The following is a 19614-nucleotide window of genomic DNA, read 5'->3' on the forward strand; positions in this document are numbered from 1 at the left end:
TTGTCTGTACTGGCCTCTTCGCGGGTAAACCCGCTCCCACAGGTATTTCGCAGGCTTTGGGATCACGCTGTACCTGTGGGAGCGGGTTTACCCGCGAACACCGGCAACGCCGGTGCCATCCTCCGCGCTCCTACTTGCGCGGTTCGCGCAGCGCCCGGGCCTTGAGGTACTCGCGCACTTCCACCGCATCCCCGGCAAACTCGATACGCTCTGCTTTCGCTGCACGCTGGTAGGCATACATCGGGTCGTAATACTCGCTCAGCAAGCTTTCGATGAAGACCCGGTGCAACTCCACCGAACCACTGCGCTGCTGTTCTTCCAGCGCCTGGCGCAGGATTTCCGACAGCCGTTGATGGCGCTCGCCGCCGAGGCGCTTGTGAATCCTGCCCATGCTCTGCAGAAGCGTCTCGGCAAACAGTCGAAGGCCATCTTCTTCACCATGCAGGCTGACGAACTCGGCGCTCAGGTCGATCACGTAGTCGCGCAGGATACGCTCCACGCGGTTGGCCAAACTGTCTTCCAGCCACACCAGCGGGTATTGCTGCATGCCCTGGTACAACTCCAGCGGTACGGTGCAGCTGCCCACGATTCGGCCTTCGTCTTCCAGCACGAACTGCTCGATACCCCGGGCGCGTTTTTTCAACACGTCTATGGCCAGCCTGTTCTCGAAGTCGATCTGCGCTGGCTGTGCAGTGGCGCGCTTGCCAAAGCTGGAACCTCGATGGTTGGCGTAGCCCTCAAGGTCCAGCTCGTTGTCCAGCAGGTGCAGCACGTCGGTCTTGCCGGTGCCGGTCAGGCCGCCCACGAGCACGAAATCACATTGCGCGACCGCCTGTTGGGTAGTCTCCAGCAGGAAGTGGCGCATGGCCTTGTAGCCGCCCTCGACGAGGGGGTAGTCGATGCCCTTCTCATCGCGCAGCACTTTTTGCACAAGATGCGAGCGCAGGCCGCCACGGAAGCAGTACAGGTAGCCTTCCGGGTGATCCTCGGCAAACTTTGCCCAGGCCTCCAGACGTGCCTGCTTGATCTCACCGCTGACCAGCTTGTGGCCCAGAACGATGGCTTCAGCTTGGCCCTTCTGCTTGTAGCAGGTGCCGACCTTTTGCCGCTCCTGGTCATTCATCAGCGGCAGGTTTACGGCACCGGGGAAGGCGCCCTTGGCAAATTCGACAGGTGCACGCATGTCCATCATCGGCACGTCGTCGAGGAACAACTGGCGGAAGTCGGTGCAGTCGGGGCGCATCAGATCACCTCGACCGCGTGGCTCTGTCGCTCGACCAGCTTGCCGATCGGCGCCAGCTGCAGGCCCAGTTCGGCGGCCACCACCAGGAACTCGGCTTCACCTTCAGGGGTAACCGCCACCAGCAGGCCACCGCTGGTCTGCGGGTCGCACAGCAGGTGCTTCTGGTCGTCGCTCAGGGCGCCGATCTTGTGGCCGTAGCTGTCGAAGTTGCGCAGGGTACCGCCGGGGATGCAGCCCTCGGCCAGGTAGTGGTCGACGCTGGGCAGGCGCGGGACGGCGGCATAGTCCAGGTGTGCGGTAAGGCCACTGCCTTCGGCCAGTTCCACCAGGTGGCCGAGCAGGCCGAAACCGGTGACGTCGGTCATGGCCTTGACCCCGTCAAGCTTGCCGAAGCGGCTGCCGGGGGTATTGAGGGTGCACATCCAGTCGCGAGCCAGGCCCTGGTCCTGGGTGCGCAGCTTGGCCTTTTTCTCGGCGGTGGTGAGGATGCCGATACCCAGTGGCTTGGTCAGGTACAGGTGGCAGCCTGCGCTGGCGGTGTCGTTGCGCTTGAGGTGGCGCTTGCTGACCACGCCGGTAACGGCCAGGCCGAAGATCGGCTCGGGCGCGTCGATGGAGTGGCCGCCGGCCAGCGGGATGCCGGCTTCGGCGCATACCGCACGGCCACCTCGGATCACTTCGCGGGCCACCTCCGGCGGCAGCACGTTGACCGGCCAGCCGAGGATGGCAATGGCCATCAGCGGGTCGCCGCCCATGGCGTAGATGTCGCTGATGGCGTTGGTGGCGGCGATGCGGCCGAAGTCGTACGGGTCATCGACGATCGGCATGAAGAAGTCGGTGGTCGAGACCACGCCGCGCTCGTCATCCAGCGCGTACACGGCAGCGTCGTCGCGCGAGGCGTTGCCCACCCACAGTTTCGGGTCCAGGGCCTGGGCGCCGCTTTCAGCGAGGATCACATCCAGCACCTTGGGGGATATCTTGCAGCCACAGCCGGCACCATGGCTGTACTGGGTCAGGCGAATCGGCTCGCTCATGTGCACCTCAGGAGGTCAATTTGATGCGCGATTGTAGCAAAGCTGGCCTTTGCGCCTGTGCCTCTTATAATTCCCGTCGTCGGCGCATAAGCCGGCCTTTCCCCGCTATTGAACCGGAGAACACCCATGCTCAAACGCCCTCTGGCGCTCGCCGCCGGCCTCGTGCTGTCTTGCTGTGCCGTTGTCGCCCAGGCTGCCGACACCCTGCGGGTCAGCGCCATCCCTGACGAAGCACCGACCGAACTGCAGCGCAAGTTCAAGCCTTTGGGCGAGTACCTGGCCAAGCAGCTGGGCATGGAGGTGAAGTTCGTGCCGGTGGCTGATTACCCGGCGGTAGTCGAATCGTTGGCTTCCAACCGCCTGGACCTGGCCTGGCTGGGGGGCTTCACCTTCGTGCAGGTGCACCTGAAGGACCCTGCCGCCACGCCGCTGGTGCAGCGTGAACAGGATGCGCAGTTCACTTCCAAGTTCATTACCGCCAACCCCGACGTGAAGAGCCTGGCCGACCTCAAGGGCAAGTCGTTTGCCTTCGGTTCCATCTCGTCTACCTCGGGCAGCCTGATGCCGCGTTACTTCATGCTCAAGCAGGACAACATCAAGCCTGAAGACTACTTCGGCCGCGTCGCCTACTCCGGCGCCCACGATGCCACCGTGGCCTGGGTGCAGGCCGGCAAGGTCGATGGCGGCGTGCTCAACGCCAGCGTGTGGCAGAAGCTGGTGGATGCCGGCAAGGTCGATACCGCCAAGGTGAAGGTGTTCGCCACCACCCCGACCTACTTCGACTACAACTGGACCGTGCGCGGCAACATGGACCCGGCGCTGAAAGAGAAGATCAAGAAAGCCTTCCTCGGCCTCGACCCGGCCAACCCGGAGCACAAGGCGATCCTCGACCTGCAGGCCGCCAGCCGCTTCATCGAGACCAAACCTGAGAACTACGTGGGCACCGAACAGGCTGCACGCGAGGCCGGCCTGCTCAAGTGACATCGACAGTGGCTTCCAACGTGGCTATTCATCTGCACGGGGCCGGGCTGCGCCATGGCCAGGTGCGTGCGCTTGATGCCGTGAGCCTGAGCATCGGTCAGGGCGAGCGCGTCGCCATCATCGGGCCTTCGGGCGCGGGCAAGTCCAGCTTGCTGCACCTGATGGCGACCGCCGTCCAGCCCAGCAGCGGGCGCCTGGAGCTGCTCGGCGAACAGCCCTGGGCGCTGTCTGCCAGGGCTCGCCAGCGCCTGCGTGCGCGGGTAGGCCTGGTGCACCAGGCACCGCCCTTGCCTCCGCGCCAGCGGGTGGTGACGGCGGTGCTGGCCGGCCGCCTGGGGCAGTGGGGTGTGCTGCGCGGCCTGCTCAACCTGCTGTACCCCAGTGATGTGCCGGGGGCGCGCCAAGCCTTGGCCGAGCTGGGCCTGGCCGACAAGCTGTTCGTGCAGTGCGGGCAATTGTCCGGTGGCCAGTTGCAGCGGGTGGGTATTGCCCGGGCGTTGTACCAGCGGCCGCAGGTGTTGCTGACTGACGAGCCGGTGTCGGCCATGGACCCGGTGCTGGCCGACCACAGCCTGGCCTTGCTCAACCGCCACGCCCAGGCCAATGCCGTGACCCTGGTGGCGAGCCTGCATGCCGTGGATCTGGCGCTGGCGCACTTCCCGCGGGTGATTGGTATCCGCGAAGGGCAGGTGGCGTTCGACTGCCCGGCGCAAGCGGTGACCGAGCAGTTGCTGGATGCGCTGTACGCCAACGAACAACTGGCTTCACCGCCAAGCCAGGGGCCGACCCTGACCGTGCAGATTCCGCGATGCTGAAGCTTGATGCCCGCGACCCGGCGCTGCTGCCGCGGTTGCTGCTGACCCTGCTGGCGGTGGCGGTGCTATGGCCTGGCATCCGGTTGAGCGAACTGAACCCGGGGGTGCTGCTGCAGGCAGAGAACCGCCAGCAGATCGCCAGTTTCACCAGTGCCTTCTGGCCACCGGCACACGATGCCGACTTCCTTTCGCTGCTGTATGAAGCCACCCTGCAGACCCTGGCCGTGGCCACGGCCGGCATGGCGTTGGCGTTGCTGCTGGCGGTCCCTGCCGGGTTGCTGGCCAGCCGTGCCCTGTCGCTGCGCGCAGCCTCCCGTGGCGGTCGCGCCGGGTTATGGTCGCGGTTGCTGCGCCTGCCGGTGCGCTGGTTGCTGATTTTCCTGCGCAGTGTGCCGGAAATCGTCTGGGCGTTGCTGTTCGTGCGTGCCGTGGGGCTGGGGCCGACGGCGGGCGTACTGGCCATTGCCATCACCTACAGTGGCATGCTCGGCAAGGTCTATGCCGAGATCTTCGAGTCGGTCGACCAGCGCCCGGCGCATGCCTTGCTGCAGGCGGGTAGTGGCCGCCTGGCTGCGTTTTTCTACGGCATCCTGCCCAGTGCGGTGTCCGAAGTGGTGTCCTACACCGTGTACCGCTGGGAGTGCGCTGTACGCGCCTCGGTGGTGATGGGCTTTGTCGGTGCTGGCGGGCTGGGGCAGCAGATCGACTTGTCGATGCGCATGTTCGCTGGAGCGGAAGTGGCAAGCATGCTGCTGACGTTCCTGGTCCTGGTGATGCTGGCCGACCTGCTCAGCCGCTTCCTGCGTTGGAGGCTGGCATGAACCGGGTCATCAATTGGTTGGTGCTAGGCGCCATCGTGGCTGCGGTGATGGCCTCGTTCGCATACCTGGAGCTGGACTTGCAGGCGCTGGTCGGCAACGGCGGGCTGGGGCAGATGGGCGAATATGCCGGTCGTTTCCTGCACCCGGACCTGTCTGCCGGGCACCTGCGCGCGGTTGCGCGCGGGGCGCTGGAAACTCTGGCCATGTCCGGCCTTGGCACCTTGTTGGCCATGCTGCTGGGCATGCTGTTGGCGCTGCCGGCCGCTGGCCGGTTCGGTTGGCCGCTGCAGGCCTGTGCGCGGTTGTTGCTGAATGCCCTGCGGGCCATCCCGGAACTGGTGTGGGCCGCGCTGACGGTGCTGGCGGCCGGGCTTGGGCCGAATGCCGGTACCCTGGCGTTGGCGCTGCACACCGCTGGCGTGCTGGGGCGGCTGTTTGCCGAGGCGCTGGAGAACGCACCGCCGGAGCCGGCGGTGGCCATCCGCTTGCAGGGCGGTAGCCAGGTGGCGGCATTCTGCTTCGGTACCTTGCCCAATCTGTGGCCGCAGTTGCTGGCTTATAGCCTGTATCGGTGGGAGAACAATATCCGCATGGCCAGCGTGCTGGGGTTTGTCGGTGCGGGTGGGTTGGGGCAGATGCTGTACACCACCTTGAGCCTGTTCCAGGAGGCCCAGGCCAGCACGGTGATCATGGGGATGCTGGTGCTGGTGTTACTGGTGGACGCGTTGAGTGATGTGTTGCGCCAGCGCTATGTGCGGGCCTGATGGATAGCCGGGGCCGCGTTGCGGCCCTTTCGCCGGCAAGCCAGCTCCCACAGGTACGGTGCAAGGTCACAGGATTCCACGGCCCCTGTGGGAGCTGGCTTGCCGGCGATAGGGCCGTTGAGGTCTGGCACTAAGCCAACTCCCCGCACTGCGCCTCCCGCTGCATCGACTCCAGGTTCCGCTCGATCGTCTCGCAAATGCTGTCCATCTGGATCTGGTGTTCACTGAATCTGAACGGGCTCTGCAAATCCGTCCCGATCCGCTCGATGGCCAGCAGCATGAAGCCCACCACCGTCGAAGCCAGCGGCGTGAACCAGCCCAGCGATTCCACCAACCCCACCGGTACGATCAGGCAGAACAGGGTGATGAACAGCCGCGGAAAGTAAACGTAAGGGTAGGGCAGCGGCGTATTGGCGATCCGTTCCATGCCACCTTGGGCATTGGACAGGTCCACCAGCGTCGACTCCAGCCTTGCCAGGCGAATGCTGTCCAGCCGCCCGGCCTGGTATTCCCGCGCCAGCAACGCAGCAGAACCGCTCAGGATGTCGTTGGCGAAATTGTTCGAACGGTTGCGCCGCTCGAATTCCGCAGGTGGGATGAACGCCATCAGTTCATCCGGGCAGCGCTCGCCCTTCAAGTGTGCCGCCAGGCAGTTCACATAGGCGATATGCCGGCGCAGCAGGGTAGCCTTGATCGGGTTCAGGCCATCATCCGGGTCATCGATCAGGGTCAGCGCCTGCCGCGCGAAGCTGCGTGAACTGTTCACCAACGCCCCCCACAATGTGCGCGCCTCCCACCAGCGGTTGTAGGCGCTGCTGTTGCGAAAGCTCACCAGCACCACCAGCGCCGAGCCCAGCAAGGTCAACGGGATCAGTGGCAGGGTGAACTTGCTGTTGAAGAACAGCATGAAATCGATGGTGACCAGCACATCCCAGATCAGCAGCCAGAACAGCGACCAGCCGATGTAGCCGACGGTCTTCACGACCAGGCGGTACTTGCGGGTGATGATGTCTTTCACGCGGGGTACCTCGAAACGCGGGTGATGCAGGATCGGACGTCGAGGGATGGGCATGGTTCGGAGTGGTTCGTCAGGGGTTGTTACCAGACGTGTTCAAAGAAAGCCCGAGCGTGCGGCGCTCACCCAGTAGCGACGTCTGGCAGTGACGCTTGCAGGTCACTGCCGCCGTGATCCATACGGAGGTGGACGCCGAGCAGAAACTATTGCACCGGGTCACTCACCGGCTTGGCAAAGATGGCCTTGAGTTCGCTGGTCATCGGGAATTCCAGGTTCAAGCCTTTGGGCGGAATCGGTTGTTCGAACCAGCGCTGGTAGATCCCGTTGATTTCCCCGGAACTGTACAGCTCGCCCAGCGATGCGTTCACCAGCGCGAGGAACTGCGGGTCATCCTTGCGCACCATGCAGCTGTAGATTTCCCGTGACTGCTCTTCCCCGACCACCACCCAATTGTGCGGGTCGCGGGCCTTGGCGCGTTCGCCGTAGAGCAATGCATCGTCCATGTAGAACGCCGCCGCCCGACCGGACTGCAACATCTGGAACGCCTCACCATGGTCCTTGGCGCTGATCACGTACATGTCCATCTTGTTATCGACGTTGTAGCTTTTCAGATAGCGTTCGTTGGTGGTGCCGGCGGTGGTCACCACATTCTTGCCGCGCAGGTCGGCGAAACTCTTGATCCCGCTGTCTTTGGCCGTCAGCAACTGGCCTTTGACATAGATGAACCCATAGGAAAACGCCACCTGTTTCTGGCGCTCTGCGGTGACGCCGGTCGAGCCGCACTCCAGGTCAACGGTACCGTTCTGCACCAGCGGAATGCGGGTTTGCGATGTCACCAGGTTGTATTTCACCTTGAGCTGGGGCAATGCCAGCTTCTGCTGTACCCGCTCGACGATCTTGTTCGCCAGGTCTACCGAGTAGCCCATGGGTTGCCCCGAATGGTCGCCCACATAAGAGAACGGTACTGAAGCATCGCGATAGCCCAAGGTAATGCTGTTGGCTCTGGCAATCTTGCTCAGGGTAGGCCCCAGCGCTGCTTCGTCAGCATGGGCCTGGGTGCCTAGCAACAGGCCAAGGGTGCAGCCGATCAACGTGATTTTTCGCATTGTTATTCTCCGTTGTAGGTGAGGGGATCAGAGACATGCTGCAGTACGGTTATTTCCACCAGCCGCACGGGCGGTGAAACCCTGCAGGTCGATGGAGGGGCGGCGCTGGCCGATCAGTTCACTCAGCAGACGTGCGCTGGCGCAGGCCAGGGTAAAGCCCAGCGCACCATGGCCAAGGTTCAGCCACAGGTTGCGATACGCCGTTGCGCCCAGCAGCGGCACGCCGCTAGGCGTGGCCGGACGCATACCGGCCCATTCGATGGCGTAGTCATAATTACCGGCATTGGCGAAGGTCTCGCGGGCCTGGCGCTTGAGCAAGGCCAGGCGCTTGGGGTCCAGCGACGGATCGAAACCGACAATGTCGACCATCGCCGCCACACGCAACTGTTCACCGATCCGGGCGTAGACGATCTTGCGGTCGTAGTCGGTGATGCTCAGGTCCGGCGCCCGGTGCTGGGCGCCAATCGGTACTGTCAGGCTATAACCCTTCAGCGGATACAGCGGCAGGTCAATGCCCGGCAGTGCCAGCAACGCACTGCGATGGCCGGCCGCAACCACCAGGTGCTCCACCGGCAGCACTTTGTCGTCCAGTTCAATCGCATTCACTACGCCATGCGCATGGCGAATTCCGGACACCGCCTGGCCCAGGCGGAACTTGCAGCGTCCCGACGCCTGCAAGCGCGCCGCCAGTTGCTGGCAAAAGCTGTGGCAATCGCCGACTTCTTCATCCGGGGTATAGATGGCGCCGACAAAGGGCGCCTCCGCCAGCGCTGGGTCCAGACGGGCACAGTCGGCGTGCGACAGCACCTGTTGTTGCTGGGGCGCGGCAAGGTTATTGCGCGCATGTGCGAAGCTGCTGGCCTTGCGGAAGGTGACCAGCTTGCCGTTGCGTCGCCAGTTGAAACCACCCAGACCGTCCTCCTCACGCCAGGCTTGCAAGGTCGACTGGCTCAGCAGTGCCAGGCGCAGCAGATGGCCGGCGTTGGCGCGGTTGACCGAGGAGCGGCAAGCCCCAAGGAATGCTGCCATCCAGCGCCACTGCGCACGATCGAAGCGCGGGCGCAATCGCAGCGGCGATTCACCGCGCAGCATCCAGCCAAGGGCCTGCAATGGCACACCTGCGTCGGCCAGGGGCGCCACGTAGCGATAGGACAGCTGGCCGCCGTTGGCGAAGCTGGTTTCACTGCCCAACGAATCGCGAGCCTCGATCAGCGTCACGTCAAAGCCGTCGCGTACCAGTGCGTAAGCGGTTGACAGGCCAATGACGCCACCGCCGATGATGCAAACATGCTGAGCCATGTCAGTCCTTGTTCTTTGTTGGAACGAGGCTGAGGTTAGGGCCAGGTGACAGGTGGCGAAAAATGAATAAAGATCGCTGAGCCATAAACAAAGGTTATGGACTTGCCATGCGCCTTCGCCATATCGAGATTTTCCAGGCCATCCGCCAGACCGGCTCGGTCAGCGGTGCCGCACAGTTGCTGCACGTTTCCCAACCTGCCGTGACCAAGGTGCTACAGCACGCCGAGCAGCAACTGGGCTTCCCGTTGTTCCTGCGGGTGCGCGGCAAGCTGCAGCCCACGCCCGAAGCGCTGGAGCTGGAGCGTGAGGTCGACAAGGTCACGGAGAGCCTGCAAGGGGTGCGACGCCTGGCGCAAAGCCTGCGTCGCGCGCCGGGCCACAGCCTGCGGATCGGAGCGACCCCGGCACTGGCCCTGTCACTGCTGCCGCCGGCCATTCATGAGTGGACGCAGCGGTACCCGGACATCGCCTGCGAGCTGTCCAGCGCCCACAGTCGCGAACTGGTGCAGAACCTGTTGATGCGGGAGATCGATGTCGCCCTGACCTTGCAACAGCCAGATCACCCAGCGCTCAAGGCTCAGGCGCTGGCCAGCGGGGTTTTGGTGGCATTGGCACCGGCAGGTTATTGGCCGCAGGAAGATGAAGGCAAGCCGCTGCCGTTGGCGGCACTGGCCGGTGCGCCCATGATCGGGCTGTCCAGCGCCGACCCGCTGTCGGTGCGCCTCGAAAGCTACCTCAAGGCGGTGGAGCCACCGCCACGGGTCAGCATCGCGGTGCAAACCTATTCACTGGCCAGGGCGATGGTCGAATCCGGTGCTGGGCTGGCGGTGATCGATCCCTTCACCGCCCTTGGCGCGGCGCCTGGGGCGACCGCGGTTCGTCCGCTGGCCCCGGCATTGCCGATCACCTTGTATGCGGTGACCCGCACTGCCGAACCGTCACCGCATACATTGAGCGAGCTGCTGACGATTTTCAGCAGCCGTGCCCAGGGGCAGCTGGATCGCTGGCGCTGACCGGACGGGCAAAAAAAAACGACCATAAGGTCGGTTTTTCTGAAATATGTTCAGCGGCATATAACGCCGAACCACCGTTTCTCTTGGTATCTCGACTCTGACACCTTGCACTCTGAACCTCCACTGTTCAAACCTAGCATGGGTAGAGGAATCCTGGTCCGCCTCGTTGCGTCTCGTCAAGGAAAACCAAAATCAAAACGAGTGCCTAGGATCGCTTACCCCCCTCTCGGCGGCCCGCTTTTCATCTCAATAAAGTGCGCAGGGGGAGAGAGCCATTGAACACAGCCCCTGAATATGAATCTCCAGAAAATTCACATCAGGAATGTCAAGTCGCCTCCATCGCGACCTTTGTGGCCGAGATGCGTCCGCAACTCGCTGAAATGGTCCCTTACCGTCTGTACGACGTACTCCCAGAACGCCCGATTATCGACAGTCTGCGTTACAACCTGCAGCGGCAGAAACCTGCGCATCTCTTTCTGAAAATCTCGCTGTGTCTGCTCCTGCCCCAAACTGGCCACCCGCTCCTCACCCTGCTGAAGGAATACTTCAACAGTGGTCGCATGATCACCAAGCTTTCTTTCGGCAAGTTCATAAGCGGGCGTCACCGCCCGCTGCCTGAGCCAGGCGATATCCCAAAGATCTCGATTCTTGATACGGCCCCGTCGCAGCGCAAATGCCAGCAACTTATCAACGAAGATTTCCTCAAGACTTTGCGCCTTGACGATCAATCCTTCGGTTCCCATGTCGACCCCATAAGGGTTTAACAAGGTCATCGGCCTAGGCTGGTAGGAAGGGATTGCACAGATATCTATATGGATTTTCTGCGCTGGCAGGCTTCGTGCTTCGGGACGTGTTTGCACGCGTAGCTTCCATGTGTCCACATTGCCTTCCTCCCGCGTAGGTTCGCTTACATCCACCTGTAGCCCGTACTTGTCGTTCAGGCTTGCTATGAGGTTCTCCTTCAGCGCAGCAAAATCCTCCCGTTTGAAATCCGCACCGCCCGTAAAGTCGAGGTCTTCACTGAGCCGTCGGGAGCCGTAGCAAGTCCGCAAACATGTTCCCCCAATGAAGCAGAGGTCCTGCAACAGACCTGTTTCGCTCAGGATCCGCATGATGTCGTGATGCAGCAGTTCCTTTTCCACGACCACTTGCAACGGGGCCAGGTCGGGCGTGTTGGTGAGGGCCTGCTGGACGAGCTGGTCAAACAAGTTCATTGGCTATTTCCCAATCAATCAGGTCCAGGCTGCGCTTGGCGCGTTTCATGTCTGCGAGGGCAAGGGCAGGCTTGGCGCGCCATAGTCGGCAGCGCTCGTCATAGTCAACCTGGCCCTGAAGGTCGGTGGCCTTACGCCTGGTGTGGATGAACTCAAGTGTGCCGAATGTTCCGCAACGTATGGTCTGAGTGCGTCCGGATGACATGAGGGTTAGCCAATTCAGGGGGACCTGCGAGATCACGCCGGCGTCGCTGAGGGCGGACTCCAGGCTGATGTAGTTCAGGTTGTTCGCTCGCAGGCGTGCGGCAGCGTGGTACAGGACCAGCCCTTGGTTGGGTTTGGCCGGGGTGTAGAGGTAAAGGCCACGGCAGAGTCGGATCAAGGTGCTGTCGTTGGCGGCACGGCTCAGTACGGTGCGGTAGGCACTGTCGGAGAGGTCTGGTAGCAGGGCCCGCATATCGGCGGGGGTGAACAGGTAGCGTTGCGCAGTAGCTAGCTGCTGCAGGCCCCTATGGAGGCGACGTAAGGGTTGGAGATCGCGCATGGTGGTGGTTCTACAAAAAGTCACGGTTATTGAAATAAAGTGTAGAACCATAAATTGTTCGATGCACAGAAAGTTGCACATTGTGAAACTTTCTGTTGAGTCTTTACTGATCTGCGCTCTAGTGATGGGGGGTTACTGGATCGCCTGTCAAAGCCGGTCCTTGAAATGGCAACGACAGGCCGAGACTAGGATGCGATCCAGAGCACCGCAATGGCTTGGAAGGGGCAGGGAGTATGTTTGGGAAATGGACTACGGGGAGGAGGGGAAATCTTAAAGATTTGCTGCGGAATTGAGGTGACTGTCAGAACCTTGGGGCCGCTGTGCGGTCCTTCGCGACACAAGGCCGCTCCTACAGGGAGTGGCGTCGCTTGAAGAAATCGCAGGCACAAAAAAACCGACCATAAGGTCGGTTTTTTCCGGATCTTGGTGCCCCGAGGGAGACTCGAACTCCCACTCCTTTCGAAAACGGATTTTGAATCCGCCGCGTCTACCAATTCCGCCATCAGGGCTTGTGGCGCGCAGTATAGAGAGCCACCGCTGGTCGGTCAATCGGCTTTCATGGTCAATTTTCACACATTGGGCTAAACTTCCCGGCCCTGCCGAACCGAACATCATCATGCGCGTCGCCGATTTTTCCTTCGAACTCCCCGATTCCCTGATCGCCCGCCACCCGTTGGCCGAGCGCCATGGCAGCCGTCTGCTGGTGCTCGATGGGCCAACCGGCGCGCTGGCGCACCGGCAATTCCCCGATCTGCTCGAGTACCTGCGCCCCGGCGACCTGATGGTGTTCAACAACACCCGGGTCATCCCGGCGCGGTTGTTCGGCCAGAAAGCTTCCGGCGGCAAGCTGGAAGTGCTGGTCGAGCGCGTGCTCGACAGCCATCGGGTGCTGGCCCATGTGCGCGCCAGCAAGGCGCCCAAGGTAGGCGCGGTCATCCTCATCGATGGCGGCGGCGAGGCCGAAATGGTCGCGCGCCATGACACGCTGTTCGAGCTGCGCTTCACCGAAGAGGTGCTGCCACTGCTCGACCGCGTCGGGCACATGCCGCTGCCGCCCTACATCGACCGCCCGGACGAGGGCGCCGACCGTGAGCGCTACCAGACCGTGTACGCCGAACGTGCCGGTGCGGTCGCCGCGCCCACCGCAGGCCTGCACTTCGACGAGGCGCTGCTGGCAAAGATCGCCGCCAAGGGCGTCGAGCGGGCGTTCGTCACCTTGCACGTGGGCGCGGGAACCTTTCAGCCGGTGCGGGTCGACAAGATCGAAGACCACCACATGCATAAAGAGTGGCTCGAAGTCGGCCAGGATGTGGTCGATGCCATCGAGGCCTGTCGCGCCCGTGGTGGCCGAGTGGTCGCGGTCGGCACCACCAGCGTGCGTTCGCTGGAGAGCGCCGCGCGCGATGGCGTGCTCAAGGCCTTCAGCGGTGACACCGACATCTTCATCTACCCGGGCCGTCCGTTCCATGTGGTCGACGCGCTGGTCACCAATTTCCACCTGCCGGAGTCCACGCTGCTGATGCTGGTCTCGGCCTTCGCCGGCTACCCCGAGACCATGGCCGCCTACGCGGCGGCGGTCGAGCAGGGGTACCGCTTCTTCAGTTACGGTGATGCCATGTTCATCACCCGCAATCCGGCGCCACGCGGGCCCGAGGATCAAGCATGAGTCGCACCTGTCGAATGTCCTTCGAACTGCTGGCCACCGACGGCAAGGCCCGTCGTGGCCGCATCACCTTCCCACGCGGCACCGTGGAAACCCCGGCGTTCATGCCGGTGGGCACCTATGGCACGGTCAAGGGCATGCTGCCGCGCGACATCGAGGCCATCGGCGCCGAGATGATCCTGGGCAACACCTTCCACCTGTGGCTGCGCCCGGGCACCGAGGTGATCAAGAAGCACAACGGCCTGCACGACTTCATGCAGTGGAAAGGCCCGATCCTCACCGACTCCGGTGGCTTCCAGGTGTTCAGCCTGGGCGCCATGCGCAAGATCAAGGAAGAGGGCGTGACCTTCGCCTCGCCGGTCGATGGCGCCAAGGTGTTCATGGGCCCGGAAGAGTCGATGCAGGTGCAGCGTGACCTGGGCTCGGACGTGGTGATGATCTTCGACGAGTGCACCCCGTACCCGGCCGAGCACGATGTGGCGCGCGCGTCCATGGAGCTGTCGCTGCGCTGGGCCCAGCGCTCGAAGAACGCCCACGCCGACAACACCGCGGCGCTGTTCGGTATCGTCCAGGGTGGCATGTACCAGGACCTGCGCATGCGCTCGCTGGAAGGCCTGGAAAACATCGGCTTCGACGGCCTGGCCATCGGTGGCCTGTCGGTGGGCGAGCCCAAGCACGAAATGATCAAGGTGCTGGATTACCTGCCGGGTCAGATGCCTGCTGACAAACCTCGTTACCTTATGGGGGTAGGCAAACCGGAAGATCTCGTTGAGGGTGTGCGCCGCGGCGTCGACATGTTCGACTGCGTGATGCCGACGCGTAACGCGCGCAACGGTCATCTGTTCGTCGATACAGGGGTGATCAAGATCCGCAATGCGTTCCATCGCCACGATGATTCGCCGCTGGATCCGACCTGTGACTGCTACACCTGCACCAACTTCTCCCGCGCCTATCTCCATCACCTGGACAAGTGCGGCGAAATGCTGAGCAGCATGCTGAATACCATCCACAACTTGCGCCATTACCAGCGCTTGATGGCCGGTTTACGCGAGGCTATTCAACAGGGTAAATTGGCCGCCTTTGTCGACGCCTTCTACGCCAAGCGCGGGCTTCCTGTGCCGCCTTTGGACTGACTGTCCGCATCCATTATTAGAAAATTACATTAGGAGTGCCCAATGAGCTTCTTGATCCCCGCCGCATACGCGGACGCCGCAGCACCCGCCGCCGGCCCAGCCGGTACCGGCTTCGAGTGGATTTTCCTGGTCGGTTTCCTGGTCATCTTCTACCTGATGATCTGGCGCCCGCAGGCCAAGCGTGCAAAAGAGCAGAAGAACCTGCTGAGCAACTTGCAGAAGGGTGACGAAGTTGTCACCAACGGCGGCATCGCCGGCAAGATCGTCAAGGTTTCCGATGATTTCGTGGTACTGGAAGTTTCCGACAACGTCGAGCTGAAGTTCCAGAAGGGTGCCATCGCGGCCACCCTGCCAAAAGGTACGCTCAAGGCTATCTGAGTTACCGGTTTTTCTTTCCAGTCGGGGCGCGCAACGCGCCCCGCGTCTTGAACGGGCGGCGTGATGCTGAACAAATACCCTCTGTGGAAATATGCACTGATCGTGCTGGTACTGGTGGTCGGTTTCATTTATTCCGCTCCCAACCTCTACCCGGATGATCCGGCGGTACAGATCAGTGGTGCCAGCTCGGCGCTGCAGGTGAACCAGGCCGACCTCGACCGCGTCAGCAAGGCGCTGGGCGATGCCAAGATCGCCGTCAAGGGCGCTAGCCTGGGTGAGAAGGGCAGCGGGCTGATCCGCCTGACCAATCAGGAAGACCAGCTGCCAGCCAAGGATGTAGTGCGCAAGGCACTGGGCGATGATTACGTCGTGGCCCTGAACCTGGCCCAGACTACCCCGCAATGGCTGCGCAACCTGGGCGCAAGCCCGATGAAGCTGGGCCTGGACCTGTCCGGTGGTGTGCACTTCCTACTGGAAGTGGACATGGACAAGGCCATGAACGCCCGCATGAAAGTCTACGAAGGCGAGGTCAAGACCTTGCTGCGCAAAGAGCGCGTTCGCTACCGCAGCCTGCCTCAGCAGGATGGCGGCATCATGCTGGGCTTCGCTGACGATGCCACCCGCGAACAGGCTCGTGCCCTGATCCGCAAGAATTTCAATGACTTCGACCTGACCACCACCGAGCGCAACGAGCTCGCCGTGCTGCGTCTGGCGCTGACCCAGGCGAAAGTCGCCGAGATCCGCGAATACTCGATCAAGCAGAACCTCACCACCGTCCGCAACCGGGTCAACGAGCTGGGCGTGGCCGAGCCGCTGGTACAGCGCCAGGGCGCCAACCGCATCGTGGTCGAGCTGCCAGGCGTGCAGGACACTGCCGAAGCCAAGCGAATCCTGGGTAAAACCGCCAACCTGGAGTTCCGCTTCGGCGCCGAGCCGGGTGCGTCCAAGGCCACTACCGAGGTGTTCGAGTTCCGTGAGGGCGGCCGTTCCGCTGCGGTCGAGCGCGGCCTGATCATCACCGGTGACCAGGTAACCGACGCCCAGGCCAGCTTCGACGAGCAAGGTCGCCCGCAGGTGAACATCCGCCTGGATGGCCACGGTGGCGAGCTGATGACCCGCGCTACCCGCAGCAACGTCGGCCGCAGCATGGCGGTGATCTTCATCGAGCAGAAGCCGGTCACCCGCTACGTCAAGCAGACCGTCGACGGCGTCGAGAAGGACGTTGCCGTACAGAGCTTCCAGGAAGAGAAGAAGATCATCAGCCTGGCGACCATCCAGTCGCCGCTGGGCAGCCAGTTCCGCATCACCGGCCTGAACGGCCAGGGCGAATCGTCCGAACTGGCCCTGCTGCTGCGTGCCGGTGGCCTGGCTGCGCCGATGTACTTCGCTGAAGAACGTACCATCGGCCCAAGCCTGGGTGCCGACAACATCACCAAGGGTATCGATGCGTCGCTGTGGGGCATGCTGTTCGTCTCGCTGTTCATCATCGCCATCTACCGGGCCTTCGGTGTGATCGCCACCATTGCCCTGGCGGGCAACATGGTCCTGCTGCTGGCGCTGATGTCGCTGCTGGGCGCCACCCTGACCCTGCCGGGTATTGCCGGTATCGTGTTGACCATGGGTATGGCGGTGGACGCCAACGTGCTGATCTTCTCGCGTATCCGCGAAGAGCTGAACGCCGGCATGTCGGTGCAGCGCGCCATTCATGAAGGCTTCAACCGCGCCTACACCGCGATCATCGACGCCAACCTGACCAGCCTGCTGGTCGGCGGCATCCTGTTCGCCATGGGTACCGGCCCGGTCAAGGGCTTTGCGGTCACCATGTCCCTCGGGATTTTCACCTCGATGTTCACCGCCGTCATGGTGACCCGTGCAATGGTCAACCTGACCTGCGGCGGGCGTGACATCAAGAAGCTGTGGGTTTGAGGGAGCTGCGATGAAAACCATCAACTTCATGGGCGTGCGCAATGTCGCGTTCGCCATTACCGTGCTCCTCACCGTGCTGGCGCTGTTCAGCTGGTGGCAGAAGGGCCTGAACTTCGGCCTGGACTTCACCGGCGGTACGCTGATCGAGCTGACCTACGAGCGCCCGGCCGACCTCAAGGCGGTGCGTGCCGAGCTGGTCAATTCCGGCTTCCACGAGGCGGTGGTGCAGAGCTTCGGCGCCACCACCGACCTGCTGGTGCGCATGCCGGGTGATGACCCACAGCTGGGCAACAAGGTTGCTGAAGCCCTGCAGAAGGCCGGTGGCGACAACCCGGCCAAGGTCAAGCGTGTCGAGTTCGTAGGCCCGCAGGTGGGTGAGGAGCTGCGCGACCAGGGTGGCATGGGCATGCTCCTGGCACTGGGCGGCATCCTCATCTACCTGGCCTTCCGCTTCCAGTGGAAGTTCGCCGTGGGCGCGATCGTCTCGCTGATCCACGACGTGGTGGTGACCCTGGGTATCCTGTCGTTCTTCCAGATCACCTTCGACCTGACGGTGCTGGCGGCGGTACTGGCGATCATCGGCTACTCGCTGAACGACACCATCGTCGTGTTCGACCGGGTTCGCGAGAACTTCCGCGTCATGCGCAAGGCCTCGCTGATCGAGAACATCAACGTGTCCACCACCCAGACCCTGCTGCGGACCATCGCCACCTCGGTTTCGACCTTGCTGGCCATTGCCGCGCTGCTGTTCTTCGGTGGCGACAACCTGTTCGGCTTCTCGCTGGCCCTGTTCATCGGCGTCATGGCCGGTACCTATTCGTCGATCTATATCGCCAACGTGGTACTGATCTGGCTGAACCTGAGCAGTGAAGACCTGATCCCGCCGGCCAAGACCGATGGTGTGGACGACCGTCCGTAAGGCGTGCTCTACGCCGTTTGGCGGCCAAAAAGGCGCGAGTGTTGAACTCGCGCCTTTTTTTTTACTCCAAGGCTGGGAGAAGGCGGGTCGGACCCGCGGGTTATGATCAGGAGGTTCATGTGAACAAATCAATGCTTGTGGGTGCGGTACTGGGTGCTGTCGGTGTGACTGCCGGAGGTGCTGTCGCGACCTACAGCTTGGTCAACAAGGGGCCTGAGTATGCGCAGGTCACCGACGTGCAACCGATCAAACAACAGGTAAAAACCCCCCGTGAGGTCTGCAAGGACGTCGCCGTGACGCGGCAGGCGCCGGTCAAGGACCAACACCAGATCGCAGGTACCGTGGTGGGCGCCATTGCCGGTGGCCTGCTGGGTAACCAGATTGGTGGTGGTAGCGGCAAGAAGATCGCCACCGTGGCCGGTGCGGTCGGTGGTGGTTATGCCGGTAACAAGGTGCAGGAAGGCATGCAGGAACGTGACACCTACACCACCACGCAAACCCGCTGCAATACGGTCAACGACATCAGTGAGAAAGTGGTGGGCTACAACGTGAAGTACACCATTGGCGACAAGGTGGGGCAGGTGAAGATGGATCGCGAGCCCGGGTCGACCATTCCGCTGGACAAGAATGGCAAGCTGATCCTGAGCGAAGCCGGGCAGTAAGGCCGCATGGGGTCTGCTCTTTTTGTGGGAGCGGCCTTGTGTCGCGAAAGGGGCGCGCAGCGGCCCCTGGGTCTGTGAACCATTAGAGATCGCCGGGGCTGCTATGCAGCCCTTTCGCGACACAAGGCCGCTCCCACAAAAAGCAGATTGCGCATGGCTTCTACAGGCACAAAAAAAGCACCCCGAGGGGTGCTTTTTTGTTTGTCGGCAATCCGCGCTTAGCGCTTCATGTTCTCTGGCAGGTGCGGCTGGATAGCAGTCAGCACGGCCTTGAAGCACTTGATGTTGCCCGCAACGATATGGCCCTTGTCGAGGAAGTCGTGGCCACCGTTGAAGTCGCTCACCAGGCCGCCCGCTTCCTGGATCAGCAGCACGCCGGCAGCCATGTCCCATTCGGACAGGCCCGACTCCCAGAAGGCGTCGAAACGGCCGGCGGCCACGTAGGCCAGGTCCAGGCTGGCGGAGCCGGCGCGGCGAATGCCGGCGGTCTGGCCAGTCAGGGCGCGGAACATGCCCAGGTAGTTGTCCAGGTCAGCCATCTGGCTGTCACGGAACGGGAAGCCGGTACCCAGCAGGGCGCCTTCCAGGCTGGTGCGCGAGCTGACACGCAGGCGGCGACCGTTGAGCTGGGCGCCACGGCCACGGCTGGCGGTGAATTCTTCCTGGCGAACCGGGTCGACGATCACGGCGTGCTCAAGGCGGCCACGGTATTTGCAGGCGATGCTGACCGCGAAGTGCGGGATGCCACGCAGGAAGTTGGTGGTGCCATCCAGCGGGTCGATGATCCACAGATAATCCTTGCCTTCTTCGCCGCTACCCGCGTGCAGGCCGGTTTCCTCGCCCTGGATGGAGTGGTTCGGGTAGGCCTTGCGCAGGGCGTTGACGATGCTCTGCTCGGCGGCGCGATCGACTTCGGAGACGTAGTCCTTGGCCTCTTTCTCATCGACCTTGATGCTATCCAGGCGTTCGATGGAGCGGAAAATCAGTTCACTGGCGCTGCGAGCGGCGCGCAGGGCGATATTCAGCATAGGCTGCATGGGCGGGTCACCTGGAGATGTTAAAGAAGAAAGCCGATCATTCTAGC

At 62.6% G+C, this 19614-nt stretch carries 19 protein-coding genes and 1 tRNA gene; 11 read left to right on the top strand and 9 right to left on the bottom strand.

What is annotated here, in order from left to right; all coding sequences use genetic code 11:
- Positions 1–130: 130 nt before the first annotated feature.
- Both mnmH and selD read right to left on the bottom strand, forming a co-directional pair.
- Positions 131–1243 carry a tRNA 2-selenouridine(34) synthase MnmH gene (gene mnmH / locus ABX298_RS15070; RefSeq protein ID WP_075043817.1) on the bottom strand — a complete coding sequence of 371 codons (1113 nt, stop codon included), beginning with the start codon at positions 1241–1243 and terminating at the stop codon, positions 131–133.
- A complete protein-coding gene (gene selD, locus ABX298_RS15075) occupies positions 1243–2277 on the bottom strand; it encodes a selenide, water dikinase SelD (protein ID WP_075043818.1) in 1035 nt (344 codons plus the stop codon). The genes mnmH and selD overlap by 1 nt, the downstream gene beginning before the upstream one ends.
- Before the next feature lie 126 nt (positions 2278–2403).
- Here selD and ABX298_RS15080 point away from each other — a divergent pair, with 126 nt between their 5' ends.
- The 4 genes from ABX298_RS15080 to phnE are packed head-to-tail and all read left to right on the top strand — an operon-like array spanning position 2404 to position 5658.
- Complete coding sequence (locus ABX298_RS15080; RefSeq protein WP_025337756.1) at positions 2404–3258, top strand: putative selenate ABC transporter substrate-binding protein; 855 nt, start codon at positions 2404–2406, stop codon at positions 3256–3258.
- Between the two features lie 20 nt (positions 3259–3278).
- The gene (locus tag ABX298_RS15085) at positions 3279–4073 is read left to right on the top strand and encodes a phosphonate ABC transporter ATP-binding protein (protein WP_075046882.1); all 795 of its coding nucleotides are present in this window, start codon (positions 3279–3281) and stop codon (positions 4071–4073) included.
- On the top strand, positions 4067–4894 hold the full coding sequence (locus tag ABX298_RS15090; RefSeq protein ID WP_075043819.1) for an ABC transporter permease: 828 nt from the start codon (positions 4067–4069) through the stop codon (positions 4892–4894). Before ABX298_RS15085 ends, ABX298_RS15090 begins: the two co-directional genes overlap by 7 nt.
- Positions 4891–5658, top strand: a complete 768-nt coding sequence (gene phnE, locus ABX298_RS15095; RefSeq protein WP_075043820.1) for a phosphonate ABC transporter, permease protein PhnE — start codon at positions 4891–4893, stop codon at positions 5656–5658. Before ABX298_RS15090 ends, phnE begins: the two co-directional genes overlap by 4 nt.
- A gap of 130 nt (positions 5659–5788) precedes the next feature.
- Here phnE and ABX298_RS15100 read toward each other — a convergent pair whose 3' ends face one another.
- The 3 genes from ABX298_RS15100 to ABX298_RS15110 form a co-directional block, all read right to left on the bottom strand.
- Positions 5789–6676: a bestrophin family protein gene (locus ABX298_RS15100; protein ID WP_075043821.1), complete on the bottom strand. Its 888-nt coding sequence runs from the start codon at positions 6674–6676 to the stop codon at positions 5789–5791.
- A gap of 200 nt (positions 6677–6876) precedes the next feature.
- Positions 6877–7779: a transporter substrate-binding domain-containing protein gene (locus ABX298_RS15105; RefSeq protein ID WP_367393308.1), complete on the bottom strand. Its 903-nt coding sequence runs from the start codon at positions 7777–7779 to the stop codon at positions 6877–6879.
- Positions 7780–7806: 27 nt separating this feature from the next.
- Positions 7807–9078: a D-amino acid dehydrogenase gene (locus ABX298_RS15110; protein ID WP_367393309.1), complete on the bottom strand. Its 1272-nt coding sequence runs from the start codon at positions 9076–9078 to the stop codon at positions 7807–7809.
- A gap of 107 nt (positions 9079–9185) precedes the next feature.
- Here ABX298_RS15110 and ABX298_RS15115 point away from each other — a divergent pair, with 107 nt between their 5' ends.
- A complete protein-coding gene (locus tag ABX298_RS15115; RefSeq protein WP_367393310.1) occupies positions 9186–10091 on the top strand; it encodes a LysR family transcriptional regulator in 906 nt (301 codons plus the stop codon).
- 311 nt (positions 10092–10402) lie between these two features.
- On the opposite strand, the gene ABX298_RS15120 is transcribed toward ABX298_RS15115, so the two are convergent.
- The 3 genes from ABX298_RS15120 to ABX298_RS15130 all read right to left on the bottom strand — a co-directional run bounded on the left by ABX298_RS15120 (position 10403) and on the right by ABX298_RS15130 (position 12358).
- Positions 10403–11305, bottom strand: a complete 903-nt coding sequence (locus ABX298_RS15120; protein ID WP_075043825.1) for a nucleotidyl transferase AbiEii/AbiGii toxin family protein — start codon at positions 11303–11305, stop codon at positions 10403–10405.
- Positions 11292–11849, bottom strand: coding sequence for a hypothetical protein (locus tag ABX298_RS15125; RefSeq protein WP_075046883.1), 558 nt, complete (start codon positions 11847–11849; stop codon positions 11292–11294). The genes ABX298_RS15120 and ABX298_RS15125 overlap by 14 nt, the downstream gene beginning before the upstream one ends.
- Positions 11850–12273: 424 nt before the next feature.
- A tRNA-Leu gene (locus ABX298_RS15130) sits at positions 12274–12358 on the bottom strand.
- Between the two features lie 107 nt (positions 12359–12465).
- On the opposite strand from ABX298_RS15130, the gene queA reads away from it, so the two are divergent.
- The 6 genes from queA to ABX298_RS15160 all read left to right on the top strand — a co-directional run bounded on the left by queA (position 12466) and on the right by ABX298_RS15160 (position 18530).
- A complete protein-coding gene (gene queA, locus ABX298_RS15135; RefSeq protein ID WP_075043826.1) occupies positions 12466–13515 on the top strand; it encodes a tRNA preQ1(34) S-adenosylmethionine ribosyltransferase-isomerase QueA in 1050 nt (349 codons plus the stop codon).
- 14 nt (positions 13516–13529) lie between these two features.
- Positions 13530–14645, top strand: a complete 1116-nt coding sequence (gene tgt / locus ABX298_RS15140; RefSeq protein WP_013971009.1) for a tRNA guanosine(34) transglycosylase Tgt — start codon at positions 13530–13532, stop codon at positions 14643–14645.
- 42 nt (positions 14646–14687) lie between these two features.
- Complete coding sequence (gene yajC, locus ABX298_RS15145; protein ID WP_003259111.1) at positions 14688–15023, top strand: preprotein translocase subunit YajC; 336 nt, start codon at positions 14688–14690, stop codon at positions 15021–15023.
- Positions 15024–15086: 63 nt separating this feature from the next.
- Entirely contained in the window at positions 15087–16949 is a 1863-nt protein-coding gene (secD, locus tag ABX298_RS15150) for a protein translocase subunit SecD (protein ID WP_025337767.1), read from the top strand.
- A 10-nt stretch (positions 16950–16959) separates the two neighbouring features.
- Positions 16960–17868 carry a protein translocase subunit SecF gene (secF, locus tag ABX298_RS15155; RefSeq protein WP_025337768.1) on the top strand — a complete coding sequence of 303 codons (909 nt, stop codon included), beginning with the start codon at positions 16960–16962 and terminating at the stop codon, positions 17866–17868.
- 119 nt (positions 17869–17987) lie between these two features.
- Complete coding sequence (locus ABX298_RS15160) at positions 17988–18530, top strand: glycine zipper 2TM domain-containing protein (protein ID WP_075043827.1); 543 nt, start codon at positions 17988–17990, stop codon at positions 18528–18530.
- A 218-nt stretch (positions 18531–18748) separates the two neighbouring features.
- Here the strand turns inward: ABX298_RS15160 and suhB are convergent, their stop codons facing one another.
- Complete coding sequence (gene suhB, locus ABX298_RS15165; RefSeq protein WP_025337769.1) at positions 18749–19567, bottom strand: inositol-phosphate phosphatase; 819 nt, start codon at positions 19565–19567, stop codon at positions 18749–18751.
- Positions 19568–19614: the final 47 nt, after the last annotated feature.

It is taken from the genome of Pseudomonas sp. X4 (assembly GCF_040784925.1).
Lineage (GTDB): Bacteria > Pseudomonadota > Gammaproteobacteria > Pseudomonadales > Pseudomonadaceae > Aquipseudomonas > Aquipseudomonas putida_Z.

Excerpts from the sequence above, each read along its gene's own strand:
- mnmH (WP_075043817.1), bottom strand. The coding sequence starts at position 1,243 with ATGCGCCCCGACTGCACCGACTTCCGCCAGTTGTTCCTCGACGACGTG.
- selD (WP_075043818.1), bottom strand. The coding sequence starts at position 2,277 with ATGAGCGAGCCGATTCGCCTGACCCAGTACAGCCATGGTGCCGGCTGT.
- ABX298_RS15080 (WP_025337756.1), top strand. The coding sequence starts at position 2,404 with ATGCTCAAACGCCCTCTGGCGCTCGCCGCCGGCCTCGTGCTGTCTTGC.
- ABX298_RS15090 (WP_075043819.1), top strand. The coding sequence starts at position 4,067 with ATGCTGAAGCTTGATGCCCGCGACCCGGCGCTGCTGCCGCGGTTGCTG.
- phnE (WP_075043820.1), top strand. The coding sequence starts at position 4,891 with ATGAACCGGGTCATCAATTGGTTGGTGCTAGGCGCCATCGTGGCTGCG.
- ABX298_RS15105 (WP_367393308.1), bottom strand. The coding sequence starts at position 7,779 with ATGCGAAAAATCACGTTGATCGGCTGCACCCTTGGCCTGTTGCTAGGC.
- ABX298_RS15110 (WP_367393309.1), bottom strand. The coding sequence starts at position 9,078 with ATGGCTCAGCATGTTTGCATCATCGGCGGTGGCGTCATTGGCCTGTCA.
- ABX298_RS15115 (WP_367393310.1), top strand. The coding sequence starts at position 9,186 with ATGCGCCTTCGCCATATCGAGATTTTCCAGGCCATCCGCCAGACCGGC.
- ABX298_RS15120 (WP_075043825.1), bottom strand. The coding sequence starts at position 11,305 with ATGAACTTGTTTGACCAGCTCGTCCAGCAGGCCCTCACCAACACGCCC.
- ABX298_RS15125 (WP_075046883.1), bottom strand. The coding sequence starts at position 11,849 with ATGCGCGATCTCCAACCCTTACGTCGCCTCCATAGGGGCCTGCAGCAG.
- queA (WP_075043826.1), top strand. The coding sequence starts at position 12,466 with ATGCGCGTCGCCGATTTTTCCTTCGAACTCCCCGATTCCCTGATCGCC.
- tgt (WP_013971009.1), top strand. The coding sequence starts at position 13,530 with ATGTCCTTCGAACTGCTGGCCACCGACGGCAAGGCCCGTCGTGGCCGC.
- yajC (WP_003259111.1), top strand. The coding sequence starts at position 14,688 with ATGAGCTTCTTGATCCCCGCCGCATACGCGGACGCCGCAGCACCCGCC.
- secD (WP_025337767.1), top strand. The coding sequence starts at position 15,087 with ATGCTGAACAAATACCCTCTGTGGAAATATGCACTGATCGTGCTGGTA.
- secF (WP_025337768.1), top strand. The coding sequence starts at position 16,960 with ATGAAAACCATCAACTTCATGGGCGTGCGCAATGTCGCGTTCGCCATT.
- suhB (WP_025337769.1), bottom strand. The coding sequence starts at position 19,567 with ATGCAGCCTATGCTGAATATCGCCCTGCGCGCCGCTCGCAGCGCCAGT.